The organism is Idiomarina sp. D18, assembly GCF_057748155.1.
This window is the reverse complement of the sequence record NZ_CM173240.1, coordinates 2,712,474-2,732,777: the sequence shown is the minus strand read 5'-3', so window position 1 is coordinate 2,732,777 and position 20,304 is coordinate 2,712,474. Positions and strand designations below refer to the sequence as shown.

The 20,304-nt window shown below is 47.3% G+C and carries 20 protein-coding genes and 2 tRNA genes; 7 read left to right on the top strand and 15 right to left on the bottom strand.

Annotated features, from left to right (window positions below; all coding sequences use genetic code 11):
• The 3 genes from AC3AP5_RS13105 to orn all read right to left on the bottom strand — a co-directional run bounded on the left by AC3AP5_RS13105 (nucleotide 1) and on the right by orn (nucleotide 804).
• Nucleotides 1-76, bottom strand: a tRNA-Gly gene (locus tag AC3AP5_RS13105).
• A gap of 32 nt (nucleotides 77-108) precedes the next feature.
• Nucleotides 109-184: transfer RNA gene (locus AC3AP5_RS13100), tRNA-Gly, on the bottom strand.
• A gap of 68 nt (nucleotides 185-252) precedes the next feature.
• Entirely contained in the window at nucleotides 253-804 is a 552-nt protein-coding gene (orn, locus tag AC3AP5_RS13095; RefSeq protein ID WP_006954368.1) for an oligoribonuclease, read from the bottom strand.
• 72 nt (nucleotides 805-876) lie between these two features.
• Between orn and rsgA the strand changes: the two genes are divergently transcribed.
• Genes rsgA through AC3AP5_RS13080 form a run of 3 tightly spaced genes read left to right on the top strand, consistent with a single transcriptional unit; the run spans nucleotide 877 to nucleotide 3,518 of the window.
• Nucleotides 877-1,923, top strand: a complete 1,047-nt coding sequence (gene rsgA / locus AC3AP5_RS13090) for a small ribosomal subunit biogenesis GTPase RsgA (RefSeq protein WP_006954369.1) — start codon at nucleotides 877-879, stop codon at nucleotides 1,921-1,923.
• On the top strand, nucleotides 1,924-2,793 hold the full coding sequence (gene asd, locus AC3AP5_RS13085; protein WP_006954370.1) for an archaetidylserine decarboxylase: 870 nt from the start codon (nucleotides 1,924-1,926) through the stop codon (nucleotides 2,791-2,793).
• Nucleotides 2,790-3,518: a glycerophosphodiester phosphodiesterase gene (locus tag AC3AP5_RS13080; protein ID WP_487326849.1), complete on the top strand. Its 729-nt coding sequence runs from the start codon at nucleotides 2,790-2,792 to the stop codon at nucleotides 3,516-3,518. Before asd ends, AC3AP5_RS13080 begins: the two co-directional genes overlap by 4 nt.
• An 8-nt stretch (nucleotides 3,519-3,526) precedes the next feature.
• Here AC3AP5_RS13080 and AC3AP5_RS13075 read toward each other — a convergent pair whose 3' ends face one another.
• The 4 genes from AC3AP5_RS13075 to nudC form a co-directional block, all read right to left on the bottom strand.
• Nucleotides 3,527-6,625 (bottom strand): efflux RND transporter permease subunit, encoded by a 3,099-nt coding sequence (locus tag AC3AP5_RS13075; RefSeq protein WP_006954372.1) that lies wholly within the window; start codon nucleotides 6,623-6,625, stop codon nucleotides 3,527-3,529.
• A gap of 3 nt (nucleotides 6,626-6,628) precedes the next feature.
• Nucleotides 6,629-7,684 carry an efflux RND transporter periplasmic adaptor subunit gene (locus AC3AP5_RS13070; protein WP_006954373.1) on the bottom strand — a complete coding sequence of 352 codons (1,056 nt, stop codon included), beginning with the start codon at nucleotides 7,682-7,684 and terminating at the stop codon, nucleotides 6,629-6,631.
• Between the two features lie 124 nt (nucleotides 7,685-7,808).
• Nucleotides 7,809-8,879, bottom strand: coding sequence for a uroporphyrinogen decarboxylase (hemE, locus tag AC3AP5_RS13065; RefSeq protein ID WP_286682095.1), 1,071 nt, complete (start codon nucleotides 8,877-8,879; stop codon nucleotides 7,809-7,811).
• A gap of 35 nt (nucleotides 8,880-8,914) precedes the next feature.
• The gene (gene nudC / locus AC3AP5_RS13060; RefSeq protein WP_487326848.1) at nucleotides 8,915-9,724 is read right to left on the bottom strand and encodes an NAD(+) diphosphatase; all 810 of its coding nucleotides are present in this window, start codon (nucleotides 9,722-9,724) and stop codon (nucleotides 8,915-8,917) included.
• Nucleotides 9,725-9,817: 93 nt separating this feature from the next.
• Here nudC and AC3AP5_RS13055 point away from each other — a divergent pair, with 93 nt between their 5' ends.
• Entirely contained in the window at nucleotides 9,818-10,288 is a 471-nt protein-coding gene (locus AC3AP5_RS13055; protein WP_006954376.1) for an Rsd/AlgQ family anti-sigma factor, read from the top strand.
• Nucleotides 10,289-10,344: 56 nt separating this feature from the next.
• Here the strand turns inward: AC3AP5_RS13055 and AC3AP5_RS13050 are convergent, their stop codons facing one another.
• Both AC3AP5_RS13050 and fkpA read right to left on the bottom strand, forming a co-directional pair.
• Nucleotides 10,345-11,670: an IS4 family transposase gene (locus tag AC3AP5_RS13050; RefSeq protein WP_287832378.1), complete on the bottom strand. Its 1,326-nt coding sequence runs from the start codon at nucleotides 11,668-11,670 to the stop codon at nucleotides 10,345-10,347.
• A 131-nt stretch (nucleotides 11,671-11,801) separates the two neighbouring features.
• Nucleotides 11,802-12,557, bottom strand: coding sequence for an FKBP-type peptidyl-prolyl cis-trans isomerase (fkpA, locus tag AC3AP5_RS13045; protein WP_006954377.1), 756 nt, complete (start codon nucleotides 12,555-12,557; stop codon nucleotides 11,802-11,804).
• A 95-nt stretch (nucleotides 12,558-12,652) separates the two neighbouring features.
• Here fkpA and AC3AP5_RS13040 point away from each other — a divergent pair, with 95 nt between their 5' ends.
• Genes AC3AP5_RS13040 through AC3AP5_RS13030 form a run of 3 tightly spaced genes read left to right on the top strand, consistent with a single transcriptional unit; the run spans nucleotide 12,653 to nucleotide 14,837 of the window.
• Complete coding sequence (locus AC3AP5_RS13040) at nucleotides 12,653-13,654, top strand: WD40 repeat domain-containing protein (RefSeq protein ID WP_487326847.1); 1,002 nt, start codon at nucleotides 12,653-12,655, stop codon at nucleotides 13,652-13,654.
• Between the two features lies 1 nt (nucleotide 13,655).
• Nucleotides 13,656-13,886, top strand: a complete 231-nt coding sequence (locus AC3AP5_RS13035; protein WP_006954379.1) for a SlyX family protein — start codon at nucleotides 13,656-13,658, stop codon at nucleotides 13,884-13,886.
• 54 nt (nucleotides 13,887-13,940) lie between these two features.
• On the top strand, nucleotides 13,941-14,837 hold the full coding sequence (locus AC3AP5_RS13030) for a phosphoribulokinase (protein WP_006954380.1): 897 nt from the start codon (nucleotides 13,941-13,943) through the stop codon (nucleotides 14,835-14,837).
• 4 nt (nucleotides 14,838-14,841) lie between these two features.
• On the opposite strand, the gene AC3AP5_RS13025 is transcribed toward AC3AP5_RS13030, so the two are convergent.
• The 6 genes from AC3AP5_RS13025 to AC3AP5_RS13000 are packed head-to-tail and all read right to left on the bottom strand — an operon-like array spanning nucleotide 14,842 to nucleotide 20,199.
• Nucleotides 14,842-15,693: a 23S rRNA (adenine(2030)-N(6))-methyltransferase RlmJ gene (locus AC3AP5_RS13025; RefSeq protein WP_006954381.1), complete on the bottom strand. Its 852-nt coding sequence runs from the start codon at nucleotides 15,691-15,693 to the stop codon at nucleotides 14,842-14,844.
• The gene (locus AC3AP5_RS13020; RefSeq protein ID WP_272977770.1) at nucleotides 15,690-16,106 is read right to left on the bottom strand and encodes an OsmC family protein; all 417 of its coding nucleotides are present in this window, start codon (nucleotides 16,104-16,106) and stop codon (nucleotides 15,690-15,692) included. The genes AC3AP5_RS13025 and AC3AP5_RS13020 overlap by 4 nt, the downstream gene beginning before the upstream one ends.
• An 8-nt stretch (nucleotides 16,107-16,114) precedes the next feature.
• Nucleotides 16,115-16,462: a DUF3802 family protein gene (locus tag AC3AP5_RS13015; protein ID WP_272977771.1), complete on the bottom strand. Its 348-nt coding sequence runs from the start codon at nucleotides 16,460-16,462 to the stop codon at nucleotides 16,115-16,117.
• Between the two features lie 12 nt (nucleotides 16,463-16,474).
• Nucleotides 16,475-17,944, bottom strand: coding sequence for a succinylglutamate-semialdehyde dehydrogenase (astD, locus tag AC3AP5_RS13010; protein WP_272977778.1), 1,470 nt, complete (start codon nucleotides 17,942-17,944; stop codon nucleotides 16,475-16,477).
• A gap of 13 nt (nucleotides 17,945-17,957) precedes the next feature.
• Nucleotides 17,958-18,983: an arginine N-succinyltransferase gene (gene astA / locus AC3AP5_RS13005; protein ID WP_272977772.1), complete on the bottom strand. Its 1,026-nt coding sequence runs from the start codon at nucleotides 18,981-18,983 to the stop codon at nucleotides 17,958-17,960.
• Between the two features lie 13 nt (nucleotides 18,984-18,996).
• Nucleotides 18,997-20,199, bottom strand: coding sequence for an aspartate aminotransferase family protein (locus AC3AP5_RS13000; protein WP_143441028.1), 1,203 nt, complete (start codon nucleotides 20,197-20,199; stop codon nucleotides 18,997-18,999).
• Nucleotides 20,200-20,304: the final 105 nt, after the last annotated feature.

Here is a 20,304-nt window from a genome sequence, read left to right as displayed (position 1 = left end):
TGGAGCGGGAAACGAGACTCGAACTCGCGACCCCAACCTTGGCAAGGTTGTGCTCTACCAACTGAGCTATTCCCGCATTTCGATATAAATAATTAGGAGAGTCTGACTTGGAGCGGGAAACGAGACTCGAACTCGCGACCCCAACCTTGGCAAGGTTGTGCTCTACCAACTGAGCTATTCCCGCATCGTCAGTGCGGCGTGTATTCTACTGAAACCGCCGCCCACGTCAACCGCTTTTTCACCGCTGGCCGTTTAAATGGCGAAAAAATGCGCTCTGTAATGCTTGAGCTCATCAATTGACTCACGAATATCAGCAAGCGCTTCATGTGCACCTTTCTTTTTAAAGCCGTTCATGGCTTCGGGCTTCCAGCGCTTGGCCAGTTCTTTTATTGTGCTTACATCGAGGTTTCGATAATGGAAAAAAGCCTCAAGCTCTGGCATGTGTTGGGCTAAAAATCGGCGATCCTGACAAATTGAATTACCACACATAGGCGATGTATTGGGCTCGACATAGTGTGATAAAAATTCAATGGTTTCGCGCACCGCATCCTGTTCGCTGTACTGACTCTTTTTTACTCGATCGACGAGACCTGAGCCAGTATGAGTTTTAACATTCCAGTCATCCATTTTATCGAGATTTGACTGCGGCTGATGAATCGCTATGGTTGGACCCTCAGCAAGGATATTCAAATCTGCATCAGTGACGATGGTTGCCACCTCAATAACGTGGTCGTATTCAGGGTTTAAACCTGTCATTTCTAAATCGATCCAAATTAACCGCTGACTTTTTTGTTCTTCACTCATTCGAACTCTCTTAACTCGACTCATTTTGGGTTATGATAGCGTTAAACTGTAAGTGGCAACAAGGTAAAGCGATTGGCAAAGCAAAAACGGCTGAATAAAGGACAAAAACGTCGAATTCAACAGAACCGCGAGAAACGTCTTGCGCGAGAAATCGACGTGCCCAGCGACCAGCTAGGCGCCAGCGAGACAGGCGTCATCGTCAGTCGTTACGGACAACACGCCGACTTGCTGACCACCGGTAATGAAATCATTCGTTGCCATATACGGCGTACAGTCGATTCATTGGTAACGGGCGATAAAGTGCAATGGCGTCCAATGATTCAGGCGCAAGATGGTATGCGGGGCATTATCGAAGCAGTGCACGAACGTCAGTCGTTGCTCTCTCGACCCGATTATTACGATGGTGTTAAACCAGTTGCCGCAAATATCGATCAGATATTTGTTATTTCGAGCGTACTCCCGAGCTTTACGACACAGATTATCGATCGCTACATCGTTGCTTGTGAAGCGATCGATATTGAGCCGATTATCGTTCTTAATAAAGCCGATCTATTAAAGCAAATTAATACCGAAGAGCGACAATTTATTGAGCAGCGGTTATCCGACTACCAAGCGATTGGCTACCGAGTACTTCTTGTGAGTAGTCACACTGCAGAGGGCATGACTGAACTTAACAACATGTTGAGTGAACATATCTCTATTGTTGTCGGTCAAAGTGGTGTCGGAAAGTCATCCATCGTGAATCGGCTTCTTCCCGACGTCGCAACTGAAACCAAAGAAGTCTCGTCGAACTCTGGTTTAGGTCAGCATACGACGACCGTGGCAACTTGGTATCCACTAAACAGTGGTGGCGCCTTAATCGATTCTCCAGGGATACGTGAGTTTGCCTTGTGGCACCTTGAACCGGAGCAAGTCGCCAGTGGCTATGTTGATTTTCAGCCTTATCTTGGGACCTGTAAGTTTAAAGATTGCAAACACAAAAATGATCCGGGCTGTGCATTGCAAGAAGCCGTGGAAAAAGGTGAAATACACCCATGGCGATTAGAAAATTATCATCGGATTATCGAGTCTATGTTGGCTAATAAGCCATCTCGAGTTTCAGCAAAAGGAAAACTGTAAGTGAGCAGCAGCGAACGATTCAAAATTGGTCTTCAATACGTACTCCCAAAGCACCTACTATCGCGTTTAGTGGGTCGATTTGCAGCGGCGAAGGCGGGAATATTTACTCAGGCTTTTATTCGCTGGTTTATCAAACAGTACAAAATTGATATGTCCGAAGCGATTCAAGAGGATCCGCGCGACTACGCCACGTTTAACCAGTTTTTTACTCGTCGCCTAAAACCTGAATTACGTCCAATCGTTGATGAGCCGGACCTTCTAGCTCATCCGGTTGATGGTGCCGTAAGTCAGCTCGGAGATATTGAGGAAGGCCGTATTTTTCAGGCCAAAGGGCACGATTATTCGTTACTTGAGCTACTAGGTGGCAAAGACGAGGACGCGGCACCGTTCCGAGAGGGTTCGTTTGCCACCATTTATCTCGCACCAAAAGATTATCATCGAATCCATATGCCGGTCGATGGTGTGTTACGTAAGATGGTTTATATTCCAGGTGACCTGTTTTCGGTCAATCCACTCACCGCACAAAACGTACCGAATCTCTTTGCCCGCAATGAGCGAGTCGTTGCAATATTTGATACCGAAGTCGGTCCAATGTCGATGGTACTCGTTGGCGCTACCATTGTTGCGAGTATTGGCACAGTTTGGTCGGGGACCGTCACACCTCCAACGGGCGCACGGATACAACATTGGTCCTACCCGACATCTGGACCTGAAGCCATTCGTCTCAATAAAGGTGAAGAGATGGGCCACTTTAAACTCGGCTCCACAGTAGTGATGACCTTCGCTAAAGGAGCAATAGAGTTTGATGAAGCACTGCAACCCGGTTCTGTGACTCGAATGGGTTCAGCAATGGCTAAGGTTCGGTCATGAAAGTCTGGGCGCATCGGGGTGCAAGCTTCGAAGCGCCCGAGAACACCCTTGCGGCATTCAGTCGAGCGATTGACAGCCATGCCTTTGGTATTGAGCTTGACGTTTATGCCGTCGACGATGAGCGATTTGTATTCCACGACCGATACTTAGAACGCTTAACCGCTTCACCCGGGCGTTTGCTCGATTTAACTCAAGCTCAAGTTAGAGCGCTTAAGGTATTCGGTCAACAACCTATCCCCACTTTACGTGAAGCACTTGAGCATATCGCGGGACATTGTCACGTCAATATAGAGTTAAAAGGGGATATCCCAAGTCAGTCGCTGCTTCTCGACATCGATTATGTTTTGCAACGGAAGCTGTTCAAGCCTGAACAGATCCTCGTCTCTTCGTTTAATCACCATTGGTTACAGCGCTTAAAACACCGTCGGCCAAATATCAACGTAGGTGCCTTAACCACTTGTTGCCCACTAGACTACTGTGATTTTGCATCGCGTCTTAACGCCTACTCTGTTCATGTTGACGTTGATTTTGTCACACAGGAGTTAGTTGATGACGCACACCGACGCGCATTGGAAGTCTACGTATTTACCGTAGATGAAGGGCATGATATCGAAGAATTACATGACATGGGTGTGGACGGCATTTTTACCAACCACCCGAGTTTTGCTCAGAAAATTATTGAGGGGCTTCCCGATATCAACCGTTCGCCCCTCTGGCATTACTGACCCACGGTCTAGTGACGGTGGTCAGGGTATTCCTCTTGCAATGACTCCAAACGACGTGTAATCGCCATCGGTGATTGTGTCTTCTGTGCCATCAGCATATACAGTGCCGGTATCACAAACAGCGTTAAGAACGCCGATAACGCCACACCTGCGAAGATAACCGTACCAATCACCATGCGGCTCTCTGAGCCCGGCCCGGTTCCCAGAATAAGCGGAACTGAACTCATTAGCGTGGTAAATGCCGTCATCACAATCGGTCGCAAACGTTGTCGCGATGCCGTAATCACTGCATCACGGAAGGACAGCCCTGCATCCCTTAATTGGTTGGCAAATTCCACGATCAGAATACCGTTCTTCGCCGCCAAGCCAATAAGCATGACAATACCAATTTGGCTATAAATATTAATGCTGTTACCGCTCAAATACAGGCCAATAAAAGCGCCTACAATGGCGATTGGAACAGCCAACATGATGACCAGTGGATGAATAAAACTCTCAAACTGCGCCGCAAGTACCAAGAAGGTAATAATTAATGCGAGCCCAAAGACAAATACTATCGAGCTGCCACTCTCCTTATAAAGTTGCGACTCACCTTTGTAATCAATAGAAACATCTTCTGGAAGTTTTTTGTCGACGACGCCCTCTAGGTAGCTCAACGCTTCGCCGAGCGAATAACCGTCGGCGAGGTTGGCTTCAATAGTGACACTACGCATACGGTTATAACGATTCAACTGAGATGAAGTCGCCCGCTCGCTCACTTTCACCACATTAGATAGTGGGATCAGTTCGCCGCTTTTGCCTGACCGAACATAAATGTTGTCGATAGCACTTGGGCTGCGATAGTCAGCTTTTTCACCCTCGAGCATGACATAGTATTCTTCGCCACGGTCAAGATAAGTCGTTACCCGACGTTGACCTAAAATCGATTGCAACGTGATACCGATATCTTCAACCGAGACACCGAGATCGGCAGCTCTCACTTCATCAACTTCGATTAATAGTTGTGGCAAAGTCTCTTTATAATCACTATCAACCTCAACTAAACCCGGGTTCTTAGCGGCTTCCTCAATCACAATATCGCGATACTCAGCCAGCTTTTCGTAGGTATTACCTTGCAGTACAAACTGCACGGGACGACCACCGCCACCGCTAATACCACTGCGCATAAAGGCAAACGCCTGTACGCCGACGACTTGGTTGAGCTTTTTACGCATCTCTTCCATGAGTTCAAAAGTCGACCAGTCACGTTCCTCAAAAGGAATTGCGCCAACAATCGCGATCCCCGCTGAGTTCCCCCAGCCCGGCGCCCTGACGATGACGCGATCAATTTTGTTCTGATCGATATAGGGTAGAAGGATTTGTTCGATTTCATCCATATGTCGCGAATTAGATTCAAAGCTAGCGCCCTCGGCACCTTTGATACTAATGTAGAAAGTACCGCGATCCTCCGGTGGTGCGAATTCTTGTGGTACAAATTGCATTGCGCCGTAACTCACCACGCCACTTAAAACGACCAGTATCAATGCCAAACTCGGGCGTTTGATGCTACCTTCTAAGACTGTTGTATATTTCGCTTCAAGCCATTTGAAAAAGCGGTCAAATGCTATACCAAACTTACTGGTCCGTTCTTTCTTATGTAAGATTTTCGAGCCTAGCATGGGCGTCAGGGTAAGCGCTGCAATACTCGAGAACGCCACAGCCGCCGCAATGGCTAGAGCAAATTCGGTGAACAACTTACCTATATTGCCTTCCAAGAACGCCAAGGGTACGAATACTGAAATCAGCACAAGCGTTGTCGCAATGACCGCAAAGCCGACTTCTCGAGCACCTCGATAAGCTGCCAGTAAGGGGGGCTCTCCTTCTTCGACCCGACGATAGATATTCTCTAGCACCACGATCGAGTCATCAACCACAAGCCCGATTGCGAGCACGAGTGCCAGCAAGGTCAATAAGTTAATCGAGAATCCGAGTGAAAACAGCACAATATACGAAGCAATAATAGCCACAGGGACCGTTAACGCGGGGATAATGGTCGCTCGTATATTGCCTAAGAATAGATAAATAACCACTACAACCAATGCCATCGCGATGAGTAGTGTGTTATACACTTCATCAATCGAGCCTTTGATGAAAATAGACGAGTCGTAACTTGTGGCTAAGTACATGGTTTCTGGTAGTGTTTTTTCTAACACTTCCATTTCCTCGCGCACATTCTCTACGACACTCAGGGTGTTGGCTTTGGATTGTTTAATGATGCCGATACCGACCATATTGACGCCATTACCACGGAAATCAGTTTTGTCGTCCTCAGCGCCAAGCTCAACACGCGCAACCTCACCCAACCTCACTAAATAACCGTCATCACCCTGACGAATCACTAAGTTTCGGAAGTCGTCCTCAGATAAATAGGCACGTGCCATACGCACAGAAAATTCGCGCTCGGTCGATTCAACTTCGCCCGCCGGTAACTCAATATTTTCCTCACGGAGGCGGCTGACGATATCCGTCACGGTGATTTGACGTGCAGCCATCGCATCGCGATCAAGCCAAACCCGCATTGCATAGCGACGGTCACCACCGATGCGCACGCGCGCAACGCCATCGACAACAGCGAGACGGTCCACAATATAACGCTCTGCATAATCGGTCAGTTCGAGTATCGACATACTCTCACTACGCAAGTTATACCAAACCACTGTTGTTTCATCGGAAGACGCTTTTGAAACCTCGGGAGGATCGGACTCCTCAGGCAAATTATCAAGTGCGCGTGATACCCGTTCACGCACATCATTGGAGGCTGCATCAATATCACGTGAAAGCGTGAATTCAATACTAATCGACGAGTTCCCTGGACGGCTGCGTGACGAGATATTTTTTATTCCCTCAATGCCACTGATGCGTTCTTCGATAAGTTGCGTGACTTGCGTCTCTACAACTTCAGCACTCGCGCCTGGGTAGTCTGTGCTGATGGTTACCACAGGCGCATCAATATCCGGAAACTCTCGCAACGGAAGCATTGTGAAAGCAACAATACCGAAAATAATTAACAGTACATTGACGACGGTGGCAAAGACTGGGCGTTTTACTGATACATCAGATAACAACATGCCCTAGTCCTCCCTTACATCGACAGGAATACCATCACGCAGGCGCACTAAACCTTCAACGATGACCTCGTCACCAGGCTTCAGTCCTTGTGTGATCTCGACTACGCCCGGCTTACGGCGACCGATGCTGACTTCCACCTGTTTAGCGCGATTATCCGGTGTTAGAACAAACACATATTGACGGTTCTGAATCGGCAGTAACGCTTTTTCAGGGAGTATTAAAGCCTCATCAATGCTGCGTAACAAGGTAATTTGCAACAACATACCTGGGCGTAAGCGTTCATCATCATTGGCTAGTTTGGCACGAACACGCACTGACCGAGTGACAGGATCGATGCGTGAATCAATACTGGTAATGCGTCCGCGGAACTGCTCGCCGGGATACGCTCGGTTTCGAGCGATCACTTCCTGGTCAACGGCGAGGCTAGCGAAATACCGTTCTGGAACACTGAAGTCCACTTTAATGGGCGAGATGTCATCTAAAGTTGTAAAGGTATCTCCAGGCGCAACTAGAGCACCTGGACTCACTTCACGAATTCCCACACGACCTGTAAACGGCGCATAGATCTTCATTTCCGCTAAGGTAGCTTCGGCTACTTCAAGTTCCGCCTGTAAGCGATTAACTTCAACATGTTGCTCCTCGACCTGCTGTTGTGACGCTGCATTTTGACGACGCAGAGAGGTTAAACGGTCAAGTTGACGCTGGGCTTCGTTGAGACTGAACTGTAGCTGCTGTACGCGAGCCACTTCTTTACGCGCATTGAGCTCAGCCAGTAGTTGACCTTTCTCGACACGATCACCGCTATCAAAATAAATTGCATCCACGATATCTTGTGTTTGCGAAGTGATTTCAACGGTCTCATTAGCTTGGGCTGTACCCAAGGCCTCAATCACATCGCGGTACTCACTCATCGAGACAACTTGTGTCTTTACGGGAACACTCGGTTGCGATTGTTCCTCCACTTGCTTCGCGGGTGGAAATGCAAAAAAATAAATCGCCAGTGCAATTAAGGCGATAACAACAAGGGTAATTGGATTAATCCAATTGCGGCGCGCCATACAATAACCTCGAGAAAAACAACATCATAATAAGGTCTATTGTATGAAAAACACCGCCCATTGGGCGGTGCATCTAACGAGTTTGAACGTGAGTTAATCGCAAATGTTTCAAAACATGTTCGATTTAGCGGTGATATTTGGGGCTGTGCTTATGAACCGCTTCTATAAATGCCCCCGCGTGGTCCGGGTTCACTTCTGGATGAATCCCATGACCCAAGTTAAATACGTGACCACTTCCTTCACCATAACTCTCTAAAATCAACTGAACTTCTTCTTCGATACGTTGTGGAGAAGCATATAACACGGATGGATCCATATTACCTTGCAAAGCAACCTGATCGCCAACGCGCGCACGAGCATCCGACAAATCAGTGGTCCAGTCTACGCCTAAACCATCAGCGCCCGCTTGTGCCATCGCCTCTAGCCACTGCCCACCGTTTTTAGTAAATAGGGTGACAGGTACATGGTTTCCATCCTGCTCACGAATCAAACCAGCGACGATTTTTTCCATGTATGCCAGTGAAAATTGCTTATAGTCCCGTGGTGATAACACGCCACCCCAGGTATCAAAAATCATCACTGCTTGTGCGCCCGCTTTAATCTGCGCATTGAGGTAGTCAATAACCGAGTCGGCCAAAACGTTGAGTACATGATGCATGAGCTCAGGTTCAGCAAACAGCATCTGCTTAACTTTAGAGAAGTTTTTAGTGCTGCCGCCCTCAACCATATAGGTCGCTAACGTCCAAGGACTGCCAGAGAAACCGATTAAGGGTACTTTTCCATCCAGTTCCTGACGAATGAGACTCACTGCATCGGTCACATAACGCAGTTCATCACTCATATCCGGTACAGTAAGTCCCTTTACGTCTGCCTCAGTGCGCAACGGACGCGAGAATTTGGGACCTTCACCTTTTTCAAAGTAAAGACCAAGCCCCATCGCGTCTGGAATCGTTAAGATGTCACTGAATAGGATAGCCGCATCGAGATCAAAGCGCCGCAGTGGCTGCAATGTCACCTCGCAGGCGAGCTCGGTATTTTTGCACAGCGACATAAAGTCACCCGCTTCAGCCCGAGTTGCTTTATATTCAGGCAAGTAACGGCCCGCTTGGCGCATCATCCAAATCGGTGTTCTATCAACCGGCTGTTTCTGCAATGCTCTCAGATAACGATCATTTTTTAACTCGGGCTTTCTCATAACGTCTTCCAACATCCAATTTATTGGTTATTTTATCACTCTTGCTGTGCCTTGCCGATAGCGATTTCAATCAAACGATGCGCAATCGTGCCTTCGGGTGGCGTGTCGGGTAAGTCATCAATAGCAAACCAGTCACCCGCTTCGAGTTCCACAGGGTCAATGTGTAAATCGCCCGACTGCCATTGTGCAGTGAATCCCATCATCAATGAGTGTGGAAACGGCCACGGCTGGCTCAGTTGGTACTCGATATCACAGACTTCAATACCTGCTTCCTCGTGCACCTCGCGCGCTAATGCTTGTTCGAGCGACTCGCCTGGCTCCACAAAGCCCGCCAAAACAGAATAAACGCCTTGTTTATGCCGCTTACCTCGGGCTAGTAACAACGCATTCTCTTTTCTTATCGCTACAATGATGCACGGCGAAACGCGTGGATAACACCGGTGGTTACACTGCTGACAATGCATGGCGAGTTCCCAGTCCACCGCTTGCATGCGCGCCCCACAACGACCGCAAAACCGATGCTGGTTGAGAAAGTCCATTACCTGACGCGCCCGACCCGCCATCGCAAACTGCTCTTCATCATGCACAGAAAGTAAGCTACGTAGTGGCACAAACTCACCGGCTACAAAAGCAGGATCATTAAGGTCAGCCACAATAAGGTAACATGGTCGCTCTCTCAACTCGCCTAAATAGACCACTGTATATTGAGACAGATCAGGAAAGTTCAGTGATGCCATCGCTCCCGATGGAACGTTGCCATTCTCAGTTACGAAAACATCACCAGCCGAGCAAATAAACCAACGTGCGGGTTCGTCTTTCGATGGTTTTACATAAGGCTTAACCACGTTACACTCCTTAGAGTAAAGATCGCCAATTTTGATTGAGAAAAGCATTCGACACCTTTACAGTATGTCGAAGATCTCATTTCGGAGAACCCCATGTTAAAGAAAAGTGAGGAAGCACGCCAGCGTTGGGGCGGAGCTCATGACAGCATTGACCAATGGTTAACTGAACGACAAGACCTTCTCGTTAACTATTTTAAGCTAGCCGCCCTTCCTCCCTATGAAGGTGTACGCAACGGCTTACCTGATGTCACTGACATTCGTGATTTCTGTGGTCAATTAGTCGACTACGTATCGAGTGGTCATTTTGAAATATATGAACAATTGATGAAGCAAGCGAGAGAGAATAAGCAACCCCTCGAAGCCTTGTTAGAACAAGTATTTCCACTCATCAGCGATACCACCGAAATCGCTTTAGACTTTAATGATAATTACGGTGAAATTGATTCAAATAATCATCTAAATCAATTTGATCGTGATCTATCAGCACTTGGTGAAGCCATTGAATTGCGAATGGAATTTGAAGACCAGTTACTACATCACTTAGAAAAACACGAAGCGCTATAAATGATTCGATGAACAATAAAAAACGGCCGCAATTGCGGTAATGCTTGTCAGTTAAGCTAACGACTAGCATTTTTTCTAGGCGACCGCATCGGATAACGTTGCGGTCGCCTTTTTATTGCTCGTGGATAGTGCCGTTCTCGTCGGTCAGGTAATACAAACGCGCTGGCCATTTCCATCATCTGCTCCATGACTTTGGGTATTTTCCCTGGAGAGATATTTACGAGCATATGAAGCTGTCCAACGAGGTAGTGCGATGCCTGTTTAAAGCTGATTTGATTGGGCTCGACCTGCTTCAGGCTGTAAGCCATTTGAGCCATCATATATCGTAACAAGTTGTATGCTACGAGCATGCCCCAGAGCTCTTGTTCAACTAGCTCGGGACGCTTACTTCGCAAGGTCAGTTCATTTTTCAGCATATACTGCTTCATTTCTCGGTAAGCTTGTTCGATTTCCCAGCGGTGAGCATATAAGTCCACGATATCCGCTTCCGGATAGCGCATCGTATCTGTCATTGAGGTTAAGATAGCCACATCTTTCTTACCGACTTTCTTGCTCACCAACCGAGCTTCAACGGTTTCGGGTGCGTTATCCCACTTCTTTTTTGCCTGTGGGGATAACTTAATTTCCACCAGTTTATCGGTGCTACTGAATGATGTTTTTACAGTATATTGCGCGCCTTTTCTGAGCGGGATAAGCCAGTGGCGCTCTTCACCCGCCCGATGCCACTGCTCTAATAGCCCCAGCGCATAGAAGCCCTTATCGAATAGCGTCAGTGAATGGTCAGGCGTTCGCTCGATAAGTTTAGCTGCCAAATCAACTTCACTGGCTTGTGCAATACTGCCAAACTCCGTTGCTGTCACTAAATGACTGCTGACTTCCATTTGATTAACCATACGAATTTGAGGATAGTCTGACTCTTTGAGTTGATTCGCTGTGCGTCCAAACCTCGCACTATTTTCAGGCGTATCGGGTGTACGCCAGACAGTCCCGTCTACTGCCAAAATCGATAGGTTATTCCAATGAGACGTGGGTAATTTATCGAACCATAACTGATTAGTGAGCTCAAACATCCGCTTCATCACATCAGCGCCTAAGCGCTGACGTGCCTGAACCACAGCACTGGGTGCAACGTAGGGCCTGTTACCAGGCAACATTAAATCAAGATGCGAAACCAGTTGCCGCATGGGCATGTCTCTGAAAAGCGCCATGCCAACAACAGCCCACACCATAAAATCCATGGGCAAACGACGCTTACGCACCGTCGTAACGCCTGTATCCTGCAAGCATTGCTCGACTAATTCAGGCTCGAGTAAGTCGGGTAACTTACTGAAATCATCTGGGGTAAACTCTTGCAGCTGTTCTAACGCTTGACTTAAAAACATAAAAAAATCCATAGCCAGAAATTCTGACTATGGATTTTGAAGACTCTGCCGGATCGGTCAACCGATCATTGAAAATTTCTTAACTGATCGGCATTACGCAATTGCGGCCGTTTTTGTATGTAAGTGACAACTTACTGTTGAGTCTCAGATTTATCAGACTCTGGCTTATCTTTCACGTCCAATAGTTCAACAGTGAAGATTAACGTTGAATTAGGTGGAATTTGACCACCCACTTCGCGATCACCGTAAGCTAGCTCTGCCGGAATAACAAAGCGATATTTTGCGCCCTCTTTCATCAACTGCAGGCCTTCAGTCCAGCCTGGGATCACACGATTAAGTGGAAAGACTGTCGGTTCGCCACGCTCATACGAGCTATCAAATACTTCGCCATTGACTAAAGTGCCTTCATAGTGGACTTCTACAATGTCGTCTTCACTAGGGCTATCACCTTCACCCGCTTCAATCACTTCGTATTGAAGACCCGATTCGGTTACCTTAACGCCATCCTTTTTAGCATTTTCTTCTTGGAACGCTTTGCCTTCTTTCGCCGCTTTGCTACCTAATACATTCTTGCGTTGTTCCATCACTTTTGAACGTAAGTCATTCAGTAGTTTGTCAGCTTCTTCGTCAGATAATTTATTTTCACCTTTGACGGCATCAACAAAACCCGCAATCACGAGTTGACGGTCAAGCATCACTTCTGCTTTTTCCTGATCATCAAGGTTACGAGCAACAAAACTACCCACTGACGAACCTAGCGCATAAGCTTGCTTTTCTTGTTCTGATTCGAGTTTCTTCTGGCTAACAGGATACGGTTCTTGCTGCGAACATGCAGTAATAGCCAGCGCAATAGCCGATAGCGCTAGAGGTTTCATCATTCGGTTCATCTTTTTCTCCAATTAACATCCCGTAAAGTAATTGACTATGCCATAATCAAATTGTTCGGTCAGCCCCATACTACACAACACCATAAGGCTTGCCCATGAATATTAAACAAAACGTCGTATTCAGTCTTGGTCTTGTAATCAGCATGCTGCTATTTGGATGCACGCCAGCACCCGAGCAGATACATAAAAAAGCCCATTCCGAAGCTGGCACATACGTGGCAGACATCGCCGATGATGGCTCCTTTAGTGTCGTCGCGACTGACAGTAACGGCGTCTTATTATGGCCACGCTACGCGAATGATGCCAAGTATCAATGGCGCCAAGATGATGCTGATGTGTCACAAATAATTGCCGTCGATATTAGCGCCGATGGCGCAACTGTAGCCGCGGCAAGTCGTAAGGCATTTAGCCTTTGGGACGTTGATAAAGGAACTAACATAGGTTATTGGCAATCAAGCGGAGCGGACATTAACAATATTGCCGTCTCTAATAACGGCTCCACCATCGTACTTGGGCTAAACAACGGTACTCAGATCGCATTTAATCCGCAGTCGGGTCGACGTCTTGAGTTTTACGGTCATCAAAGCTCAATCACTGACTTGGTCATTACACCCAATGGTCGCTATGCCTTGAGCGGAAGTACCGATCAAAAAGCCATTCTGTGGTCAACTGAGTCTGGACAACCCATACATCAATGGCAGCATGAGACTCGCTTAACAAAGGTGGCATTAGACAGCGGTGGACGCTATGCCCTCACCGCTGGGAGTTTAGATAAAGCCTATATCTGGGATGTAAACTCCGGTGAGCAAGTAAAGCAACTCGATATCATCGAGCGTGTTAGAATATTTAGTAGTGCACGTTTCAGTCAGTCAGGTAAATTTTTAATTACCGGCTCGCCGTCTCGTCAAATCACACTTTGGCGCACTAAAACCGGCGAAGAACTTAGGACGTGGAACGTCGAGTTACGCGATAGCCATCGACCTAATAATGCCGTGGTATTATCAACCTGGCTTAACGAGAGTACCGGCATGGTCATGAGTGAGAGCTCCGCAGGCTATGGCGAATGGTGGCAACTAGAACCTAACTGGCAGCAGTAATATGAGTGAAGAAGAACGCTTACAAAGTAGAATTGATAATTTGGAATCACAATTAGCATTCCAAGAAGATGTCATTGACGCGCTGAATCAGCGCGTCACTGATCACAACCGCGAGCTCGCAGAGGTAGCGCGGCGCATGAAGTATTTAGGCGAACGATTAAGACAAGTGCAAGACAGTCAATCATCACCTGATGCGGATCCGAGTGTTGAGCCTCCACCGCCACATTATTGATCGTGACGCGGTTATCCGCTATAACAGATGTTCATCCATTGTTAATAGGTTTTTATGTCTTCGAAGCATCCTATCATTGCGGTAACGGGTTCGTCAGGTTCGGGAACAACCACGACAGGTCAAGCACTACGTCATATCTTTCGATCCCTCGATGTATCAGCTGCTTTCGTAGAAGGTGATAGTTTTCACCGTTATTCTCGACCAGAAATGGATGTCGCAATTCGTAAGGCGCAAGAGCAAGGGCGCCATATTAGCTACTTTGGACCTGAAGCAAATGATTTCGAGCGGCTTGAATCGTTGTTCGAAGAATACGGCCGCACGGGTAATGGACAAATTCGACGTTATTTACACACTTTTGACGACGCCGTCCCCTACAATCAAATGCCAGGCACATTTACGCCATGGGAAGACATGCCAGAAAACACCGACGCATTGTTCTATGAGGGGTTACATGGAGGCGTTTGCGGCGACGGTTATGATGTCGCTAAACACGTTGACTTATTGATTGGCATGGTACCCATCGTCAACTTAGAGTGGATCCAAAAGCTCGTTCGCGATACGCAGGACAGGGGACATTCACGCGAGGCCGTCACGACTAGTATTATTCGTAGTATGGAAGATTACATTTACCATATTGTCCCCCAGTTCTCACGCACTCATATAAACTTTCAGCGCGTTCCGACCGTTGATACCTCCAACCCGTTTAGCGCCAAAGAAATACCGTCTCATGACGAGAGCTTTGTCGTTATTCGTTTTCGTGGAATGAAAAACGTCGACTTCCCGTACTATCTGCAAATGATCGACGGTTCGTTTATGTCGCGTACCAACACGCTTGTCGTGCCCGGTGGTAAACAAGCACTCGCAATGGAGTTAATACTAACACCTTTAATTGAACAAATTATCGAGCGCAAAACGCAGTTGCGTACCCAAGTGGATTGGCTCGATAATTAAGTCGTTACTCTTCAACAAGCCAAAAAGTACGCGAATGAGCTGACTCATCTTGAGCAAGAACACGTTGCAGGTAGTTCATCACATCAGGTAACTGTTGCTGTATTCCATAAGGGGGGTTAACCCAAACGTAACCGCACCCATAAAGACCGGCACTGGGGTCAGGCTCTTTTACCATCAGTTCAATCGCCAAGGTTTTTGGTAAGCCCTCGAGCTCACTGAGTTGACCGTAAAAGTCAGCCACTTTCGCATCGTCTTTAAGCGGGAACCAAACGGCAAAACTTCCCGCCGCCCAACGCTTAATACCCTGTTGGATAGCCGCTACAATATCATCAAACTCATTAACCGATTCGAATGGTGGATCGATTAACACGAGTCCTCGCTTCTCATTAGGAGGCATTTTAGCTTTTAGTACTTCATAACCATCAAATGGCGCAAGTACCTCTAAGCGACTCGTTTGCTGCCCTTCAAGATTAGCCTTTAACGCCTCGGCATCTTCTATATGCAGCTCGCTCACAATATGTCTATCGTTCGCTCTCAATAATTGTTGCACTACCCAAGGCGAACCTGGATATGACTTCAACTCACCTTGCTCATTTAAACCTTCAACAATATCTAAGTAAGGCTTAACAAAAGCTGGCGCATCGGCATCGTTCCACAGCCTGCCAATCCCCTCTGGATACTCATTCGTTTTACCGGCTTGCTCAGAGGTCAGATCGTATAGCCCAATCCCGCCGTGGGTATCGAGCACACAAATAGGCTTGTCTTTCTGCTTGTAATAGTCAATCGCCATGACCAACAGAAGATGTTTGAATACGTCAGCAAAGTTGCCAGCGTGATAAATATGTCGATAATTCACGCTTCGATAATCTTATAACTGTGAGTCATCTCAACACTGGCTTCCAGCATTTTAGCGACCGAGCAATATTTATCGGCTGACAGCTTAACTGCTCTGTCCACATGCGTTTCGGCGACATTTTGTCCTGTTACCACGAATTCCAAATGCACCTTTTTAAACACTTTCGGGGTGTCACTCACTCGTTCACCGGTCACACGACATTCACAGTGCATGACCTTTTGTCGTGCCTTTTGTAGTATGCTCACCACATCCACTGAAGCACAACTTCCGGCAGCCATTAGTATCGCTTCCATGGGACTGGCAGATGTTTTAGCATGCCCATCAAGTACCATTTGATGGCCACTCCCAGACTCGGCAACGAACGTCAAATCATCAAGCCACTTGACGGTCGCATTCAGGGTATTATCAGACATAAAAGCAATTAACCTTTAGTATTGAGACGCTGATCGAAGAGGTTTTTTACTAAACCTACGAATTCAATAATGCAGGCCTCTTGTTGTTCGGAGGGATGATTGTTTAGAACAGAAGAAAGGATTTCTTCTAAATCATACATGATAGCGTCAGCTTCTCTTACCATATCGAGCCGAGTATCTTGGTCGATATCATTTTGCTCGAACAACGCCATCATATGCTGAGAAAGTTGCTCTTCAAGCACATCACGTAGGGTGTAGTTGGCACTACCCGCTGGCAGCTTCCGCTGTTCAAACAACGGAAGCTGCCCAGTCAAGTAGTGAATAAGTTCGACGTAACCGTCTGTCTCAGTAATCATTGAGATAACTTATTAAAATTTTAGCCCCGGCGCTAGTGTTTCGGGCAAACTTTGTGTATCGGCTTCGACAGATGCCACAGGGTAAGAGCAGTAATCTGCTGCATAATAAGCACTTGCGCGGTGGTTACCGCTCGCACCAATGCCACCAAAAGGAGCTGCACTGCTTGCACCTGTGATCGGTTTGTTCCAATTAACAATGCCAGCACGAATGTGCTTAAAGAAATGACGATAGGTCGCTTCGTCATCACACAGAATGCCTGCTGACAACCCATAGCGCGTATCGTTTGCTTTAGCAATCGCATCGTCTAGATCGTTAAAGCGGTATACTTTAAGCATTGGACCAAAGTATTCTTCATCGGGCGCATTTTCGACACCGGACATATCAATGATACCTGGCGTAACAAAGCCTAAGTTACTGTCTTTCTGCTTGAGCTTAACCAATGGTTTACCACCGAGTTGGACGAGCTCATTCTGCGCATCCACCATTTGACTCGCGGCTTTTGCAGAAATCATTGCGCCCATGAACGGCTGAGGGTCAGCATCGTAGTCATCAACGAGGATGTTTTCGGTCACTTCTACCAAACGGTCGAGTACTTTGCCGCCCATTTCGGTGTTTTCGATAAACAGTTTACGCGCACAAGTACAACGCTGACCTGAAGTGATAAACGCTGACTGGACGATGTTATGTACAGCAGCATCGACATCAGTAATGTTGGTAACGATTAACGGGTTATTGCCGCCCATCTCCAACGCCAAGATTTTATCTGGACGTCCACCAAATTGTTTATGTAATAAGTGTCCGGTATTCGAAGAGCCCGTAAAGTATAGGCCATCGATCTGTGGATGGACTGACAGCGCTTTACCGGTCTCGACTTCACCCTGAACCAAGTTCAGCACGCCCGCTGGCAGGCCAGCCTCTTGCCACAACTCGACCGTCACCTGAGCCACATGAGGCGTCAGCTCAGACGGCTTAAACACCACCGTGTTGCCAGCGATCAAAGCAGGGACAATGTGACCGTTCGGTAAGTGCCCTGGGAAGTTATAAGGACCATAAACAGCGACTACGCCATGAGGCTTGTGGCGAATAAACGCCTTCGCACCTGGCATCTCGTTTTCTACTGTCCCTGTGCGCTCTTGATATGCGCGCTCAGAGATGCCCACTTTACCGATCATCGCACCCACTTCAGTGCGTGTTTCCCAAACCGGTTTGCCTGTTTCGGCCGCCATCACGCGTGCTAAACGTTCTTTGTTTTGCTCAAGTAATTCTGAGAACTTTTTACAAATAGCTAAGCGATCTTCGAATGAAGTGTGAGACCACTCAGGAAATGCCGCACGAGCAGCCATAACCGCTGCATCAACTTGTTGCTCGGATGCACTTTCACCACTCCAAACAACTTCATTACGTGCAGGATCAATCGACTTAAAGGTTTTACCTTCGCCCGCGAGCCATTGATCGTTAATAAACTGTACATTAGAACTCATCATTGTTCTCCTGTTACAGAGCCACGATACGCACCGTATCGCCCTCAGAAAGATTCAATTTATCCGCTTGCTCAGCGCTCAATTGCACTTTTTCAGAGCCGTCAACGTGACGAACCTGAGCTGCTCTAAATGATTCAATTTGTGTGTTGCATATAATATGAGGTGTTGCACTCTCAGCATCTACTGGCGTATCGACCAGCACCACCTCTTTTAAAACACTATTACGTACACTACGTAAGTTCTGGACTTCTGCCTCAACCGTTGGTCCTGCGTCGAAAATATCGACAAAGCCACGGAACCTAAAGCCTTCAGACTCGAGTAGTTTTAACGCCGGTCGCGTATTATCGTGCACTTTGCCGATCACTTCTCTTGCCTTCTCTGGCAACAGTGATGTGTAAATCGGGTAGCGCGGCATGAGTTCAGCAATAAAGGTTTTATCGCCAATACCACTCAAGTAATCTGCTTTGGGGAAGTCCATTGAGAAAAAATGTTGTTCCAACCAATCCCAGAAAGGTGATGCGCCATCGTCGTCACACACGCCACGCATTTCGGCAATCACCCAATCGCTAAAGCGTTGTTTGAATTGCGCTAAAAACAGCATCCGAAAACGTGAAAGCGTGCGGCCATTTAGGTTGTGACGATACGGTTCACGTAAGAACAACGTGCATAGCTCTGAAACACCTGTGTAGTCATTACATAATGACAATGTCTCGAGCGTGTTATGAATGTTTAGCTTCTCAGAATGGTGCACGACCTTACCTAAGCGGTAATGCCAAAACGCTTCCGTCAACCCAACGGCTGCCTCAATACCACTGACACCGGCAATTTCGCCCGTTTCGGTATCTTCCATGACGAACAGATAACTTTCATCGCCTGGGGTCGCTACATCTTGCTTGGCAAAAGCAGCTTGCGCTCGAGCGATTCTTCGCTCGAGCAAACCTTGATCAATTGGCAACGATGTAAATCCATGCCCAGACTCTACCGCACAACTATATAGCGCTTCGTAATCTGCTGCCTCTATCGGTCGAATAACCAACATACAGGGTCCTCAATTAACCAACGACTTGAGCAACGGCGTGCTCAAAACGTTTGAGACCTTCCTTGATATCCGCTTCAGGGATAATAAGCGAAGGTGTGAATCGAATAACGCTGGCGCCAGCAACCAAAACCATAACGCCGTGCTCTTGACCCGCGAGCAAGAAATCGCGTGCACGACCTTCAAATTGCTCAGTAAGCTCCGCGCCAATCAGACAGCCCATGCCTCGTACTTCTTTAAACACATTGTATTTGTCGTTAATTGCAGCGAGGTGCTCTTTAATCATTGCTTCGCGCTGCTTAACACCTTCAAGCACGGTCTCTGTATTTACTACTTCTAGAACCGCTTCTGATACGGCACATGCCAACGGGTTACCGCCATAAGTACTACCATGCGTGCCTGGTTTTAAATGCTCTGCAATTGCCGCAGTCGTCAACATTGCACCGATTGGGAAACCACCACCCAATGACTTAGCAGAGGTTAGAATATCTGGCGTCACGCCAAGTTGCTCATACGCATACAACGTACCGGTACGACCAAAGCCAGTCTGGACTTCATCAAAAATCAATAACGCATTGTGTTTATCACACAATTCACGAACTTGTTTTACGAAGTCCTGCTCTGGAGGGACAACGCCACCCTCACCTTGCAATGGCTCCATCATCACCGCACAGGTCTCGTCATCGATAAGTTTCGCCAATGCATCAGCATCATTGTAAGGTACGTGTTCAATCGCACCTGGCTTTGGACCAAAGCCATCAGAATAAGCAGGCTGACCACCAACCGTGACGGTGAAGAAGGTACGACCGTGGAAGCCTTTGTTAAAGGCAATAATTTTTTGTTTCTGTTCGCCGTGCACATCAATCGCCCAACGACGCGCCAGTTTTAACGCAGCTTCGTTTGCCTCAGCGCCCGAGTTGGCGTAGTAAACACGGTCAGCGAAAGTCGCGTCAGTTAACTTCTTAGCTAAACGAATCGCCGGTTCGTTAGTAAACACGTTACTTAAGTGCCAAAGCTTTTGGCTTTGCTCATGAAGCGCGTTTACCATTGCCGGGTGACAATGACCTAGACAGTTAACGGCAATACCACCAGCAAAATCAATGTACTCTTTTCCCGCTTGGTCCCAAACACGTGAACCTTCACCTTTCACAGGCACCATTTGAGCGGGGTTATAGTTTGGCACCATCACGTCACTAAACATCTCACGCGTAACGGCCATTTTTGCTGAATTATCTGTCATTGCTCACTTCCTTATCGCTTACAGCGAATTAGTTAACTTAACAATCACGAATGATTTTAAAGGATATATTATGCCAAAAATTGA

What these genes read in the sequence shown, in the direction of transcription:
- orn (WP_006954368.1), bottom strand. Translation starts at nt 804, where the DNA reads ATGAGTGAAGAACAAAAAAGTCAGCGGTTAATTTGGATCGATTTAGAA.
- AC3AP5_RS13080 (WP_487326849.1), top strand. Translation starts at nt 2,790, where the DNA reads ATGAAAGTCTGGGCGCATCGGGGTGCAAGCTTCGAAGCGCCCGAGAAC.
- AC3AP5_RS13075 (WP_006954372.1), bottom strand. Translation starts at nt 6,625, where the DNA reads ATGTTGTTATCTGATGTATCAGTAAAACGCCCAGTCTTTGCCACCGTC.
- AC3AP5_RS13070 (WP_006954373.1), bottom strand. Translation starts at nt 7,684, where the DNA reads ATGGCGCGCCGCAATTGGATTAATCCAATTACCCTTGTTGTTATCGCC.
- hemE (WP_286682095.1), bottom strand. Translation starts at nt 8,879, where the DNA reads ATGAGAAAGCCCGAGTTAAAAAATGATCGTTATCTGAGAGCATTGCAG.
- AC3AP5_RS13055 (WP_006954376.1), top strand. Translation starts at nt 9,818, where the DNA reads ATGTTAAAGAAAAGTGAGGAAGCACGCCAGCGTTGGGGCGGAGCTCAT.
- AC3AP5_RS13050 (WP_287832378.1), bottom strand. Translation starts at nt 11,670, where the DNA reads ATGTTTTTAAGTCAAGCGTTAGAACAGCTGCAAGAGTTTACCCCAGAT.
- fkpA (WP_006954377.1), bottom strand. Translation starts at nt 12,557, where the DNA reads ATGAACCGAATGATGAAACCTCTAGCGCTATCGGCTATTGCGCTGGCT.
- AC3AP5_RS13040 (WP_487326847.1), top strand. Translation starts at nt 12,653, where the DNA reads ATGAATATTAAACAAAACGTCGTATTCAGTCTTGGTCTTGTAATCAGC.
- AC3AP5_RS13035 (WP_006954379.1), top strand. Translation starts at nt 13,656, where the DNA reads ATGAGTGAAGAAGAACGCTTACAAAGTAGAATTGATAATTTGGAATCA.
- AC3AP5_RS13030 (WP_006954380.1), top strand. Translation starts at nt 13,941, where the DNA reads ATGTCTTCGAAGCATCCTATCATTGCGGTAACGGGTTCGTCAGGTTCG.
- AC3AP5_RS13020 (WP_272977770.1), bottom strand. Translation starts at nt 16,106, where the DNA reads ATGTCTGATAATACCCTGAATGCGACCGTCAAGTGGCTTGATGATTTG.
- AC3AP5_RS13015 (WP_272977771.1), bottom strand. Translation starts at nt 16,462, where the DNA reads ATGATTACTGAGACAGACGGTTACGTCGAACTTATTCACTACTTGACT.
- astD (WP_272977778.1), bottom strand. Translation starts at nt 17,944, where the DNA reads ATGAGTTCTAATGTACAGTTTATTAACGATCAATGGCTCGCGGGCGAA.
- astA (WP_272977772.1), bottom strand. Translation starts at nt 18,983, where the DNA reads ATGTTGGTTATTCGACCGATAGAGGCAGCAGATTACGAAGCGCTATAT.
- AC3AP5_RS13000 (WP_143441028.1), bottom strand. Translation starts at nt 20,199, where the DNA reads ATGGCCGTTACGCGTGAGATGTTTAGTGACGTGATGGTGCCAAACTAT.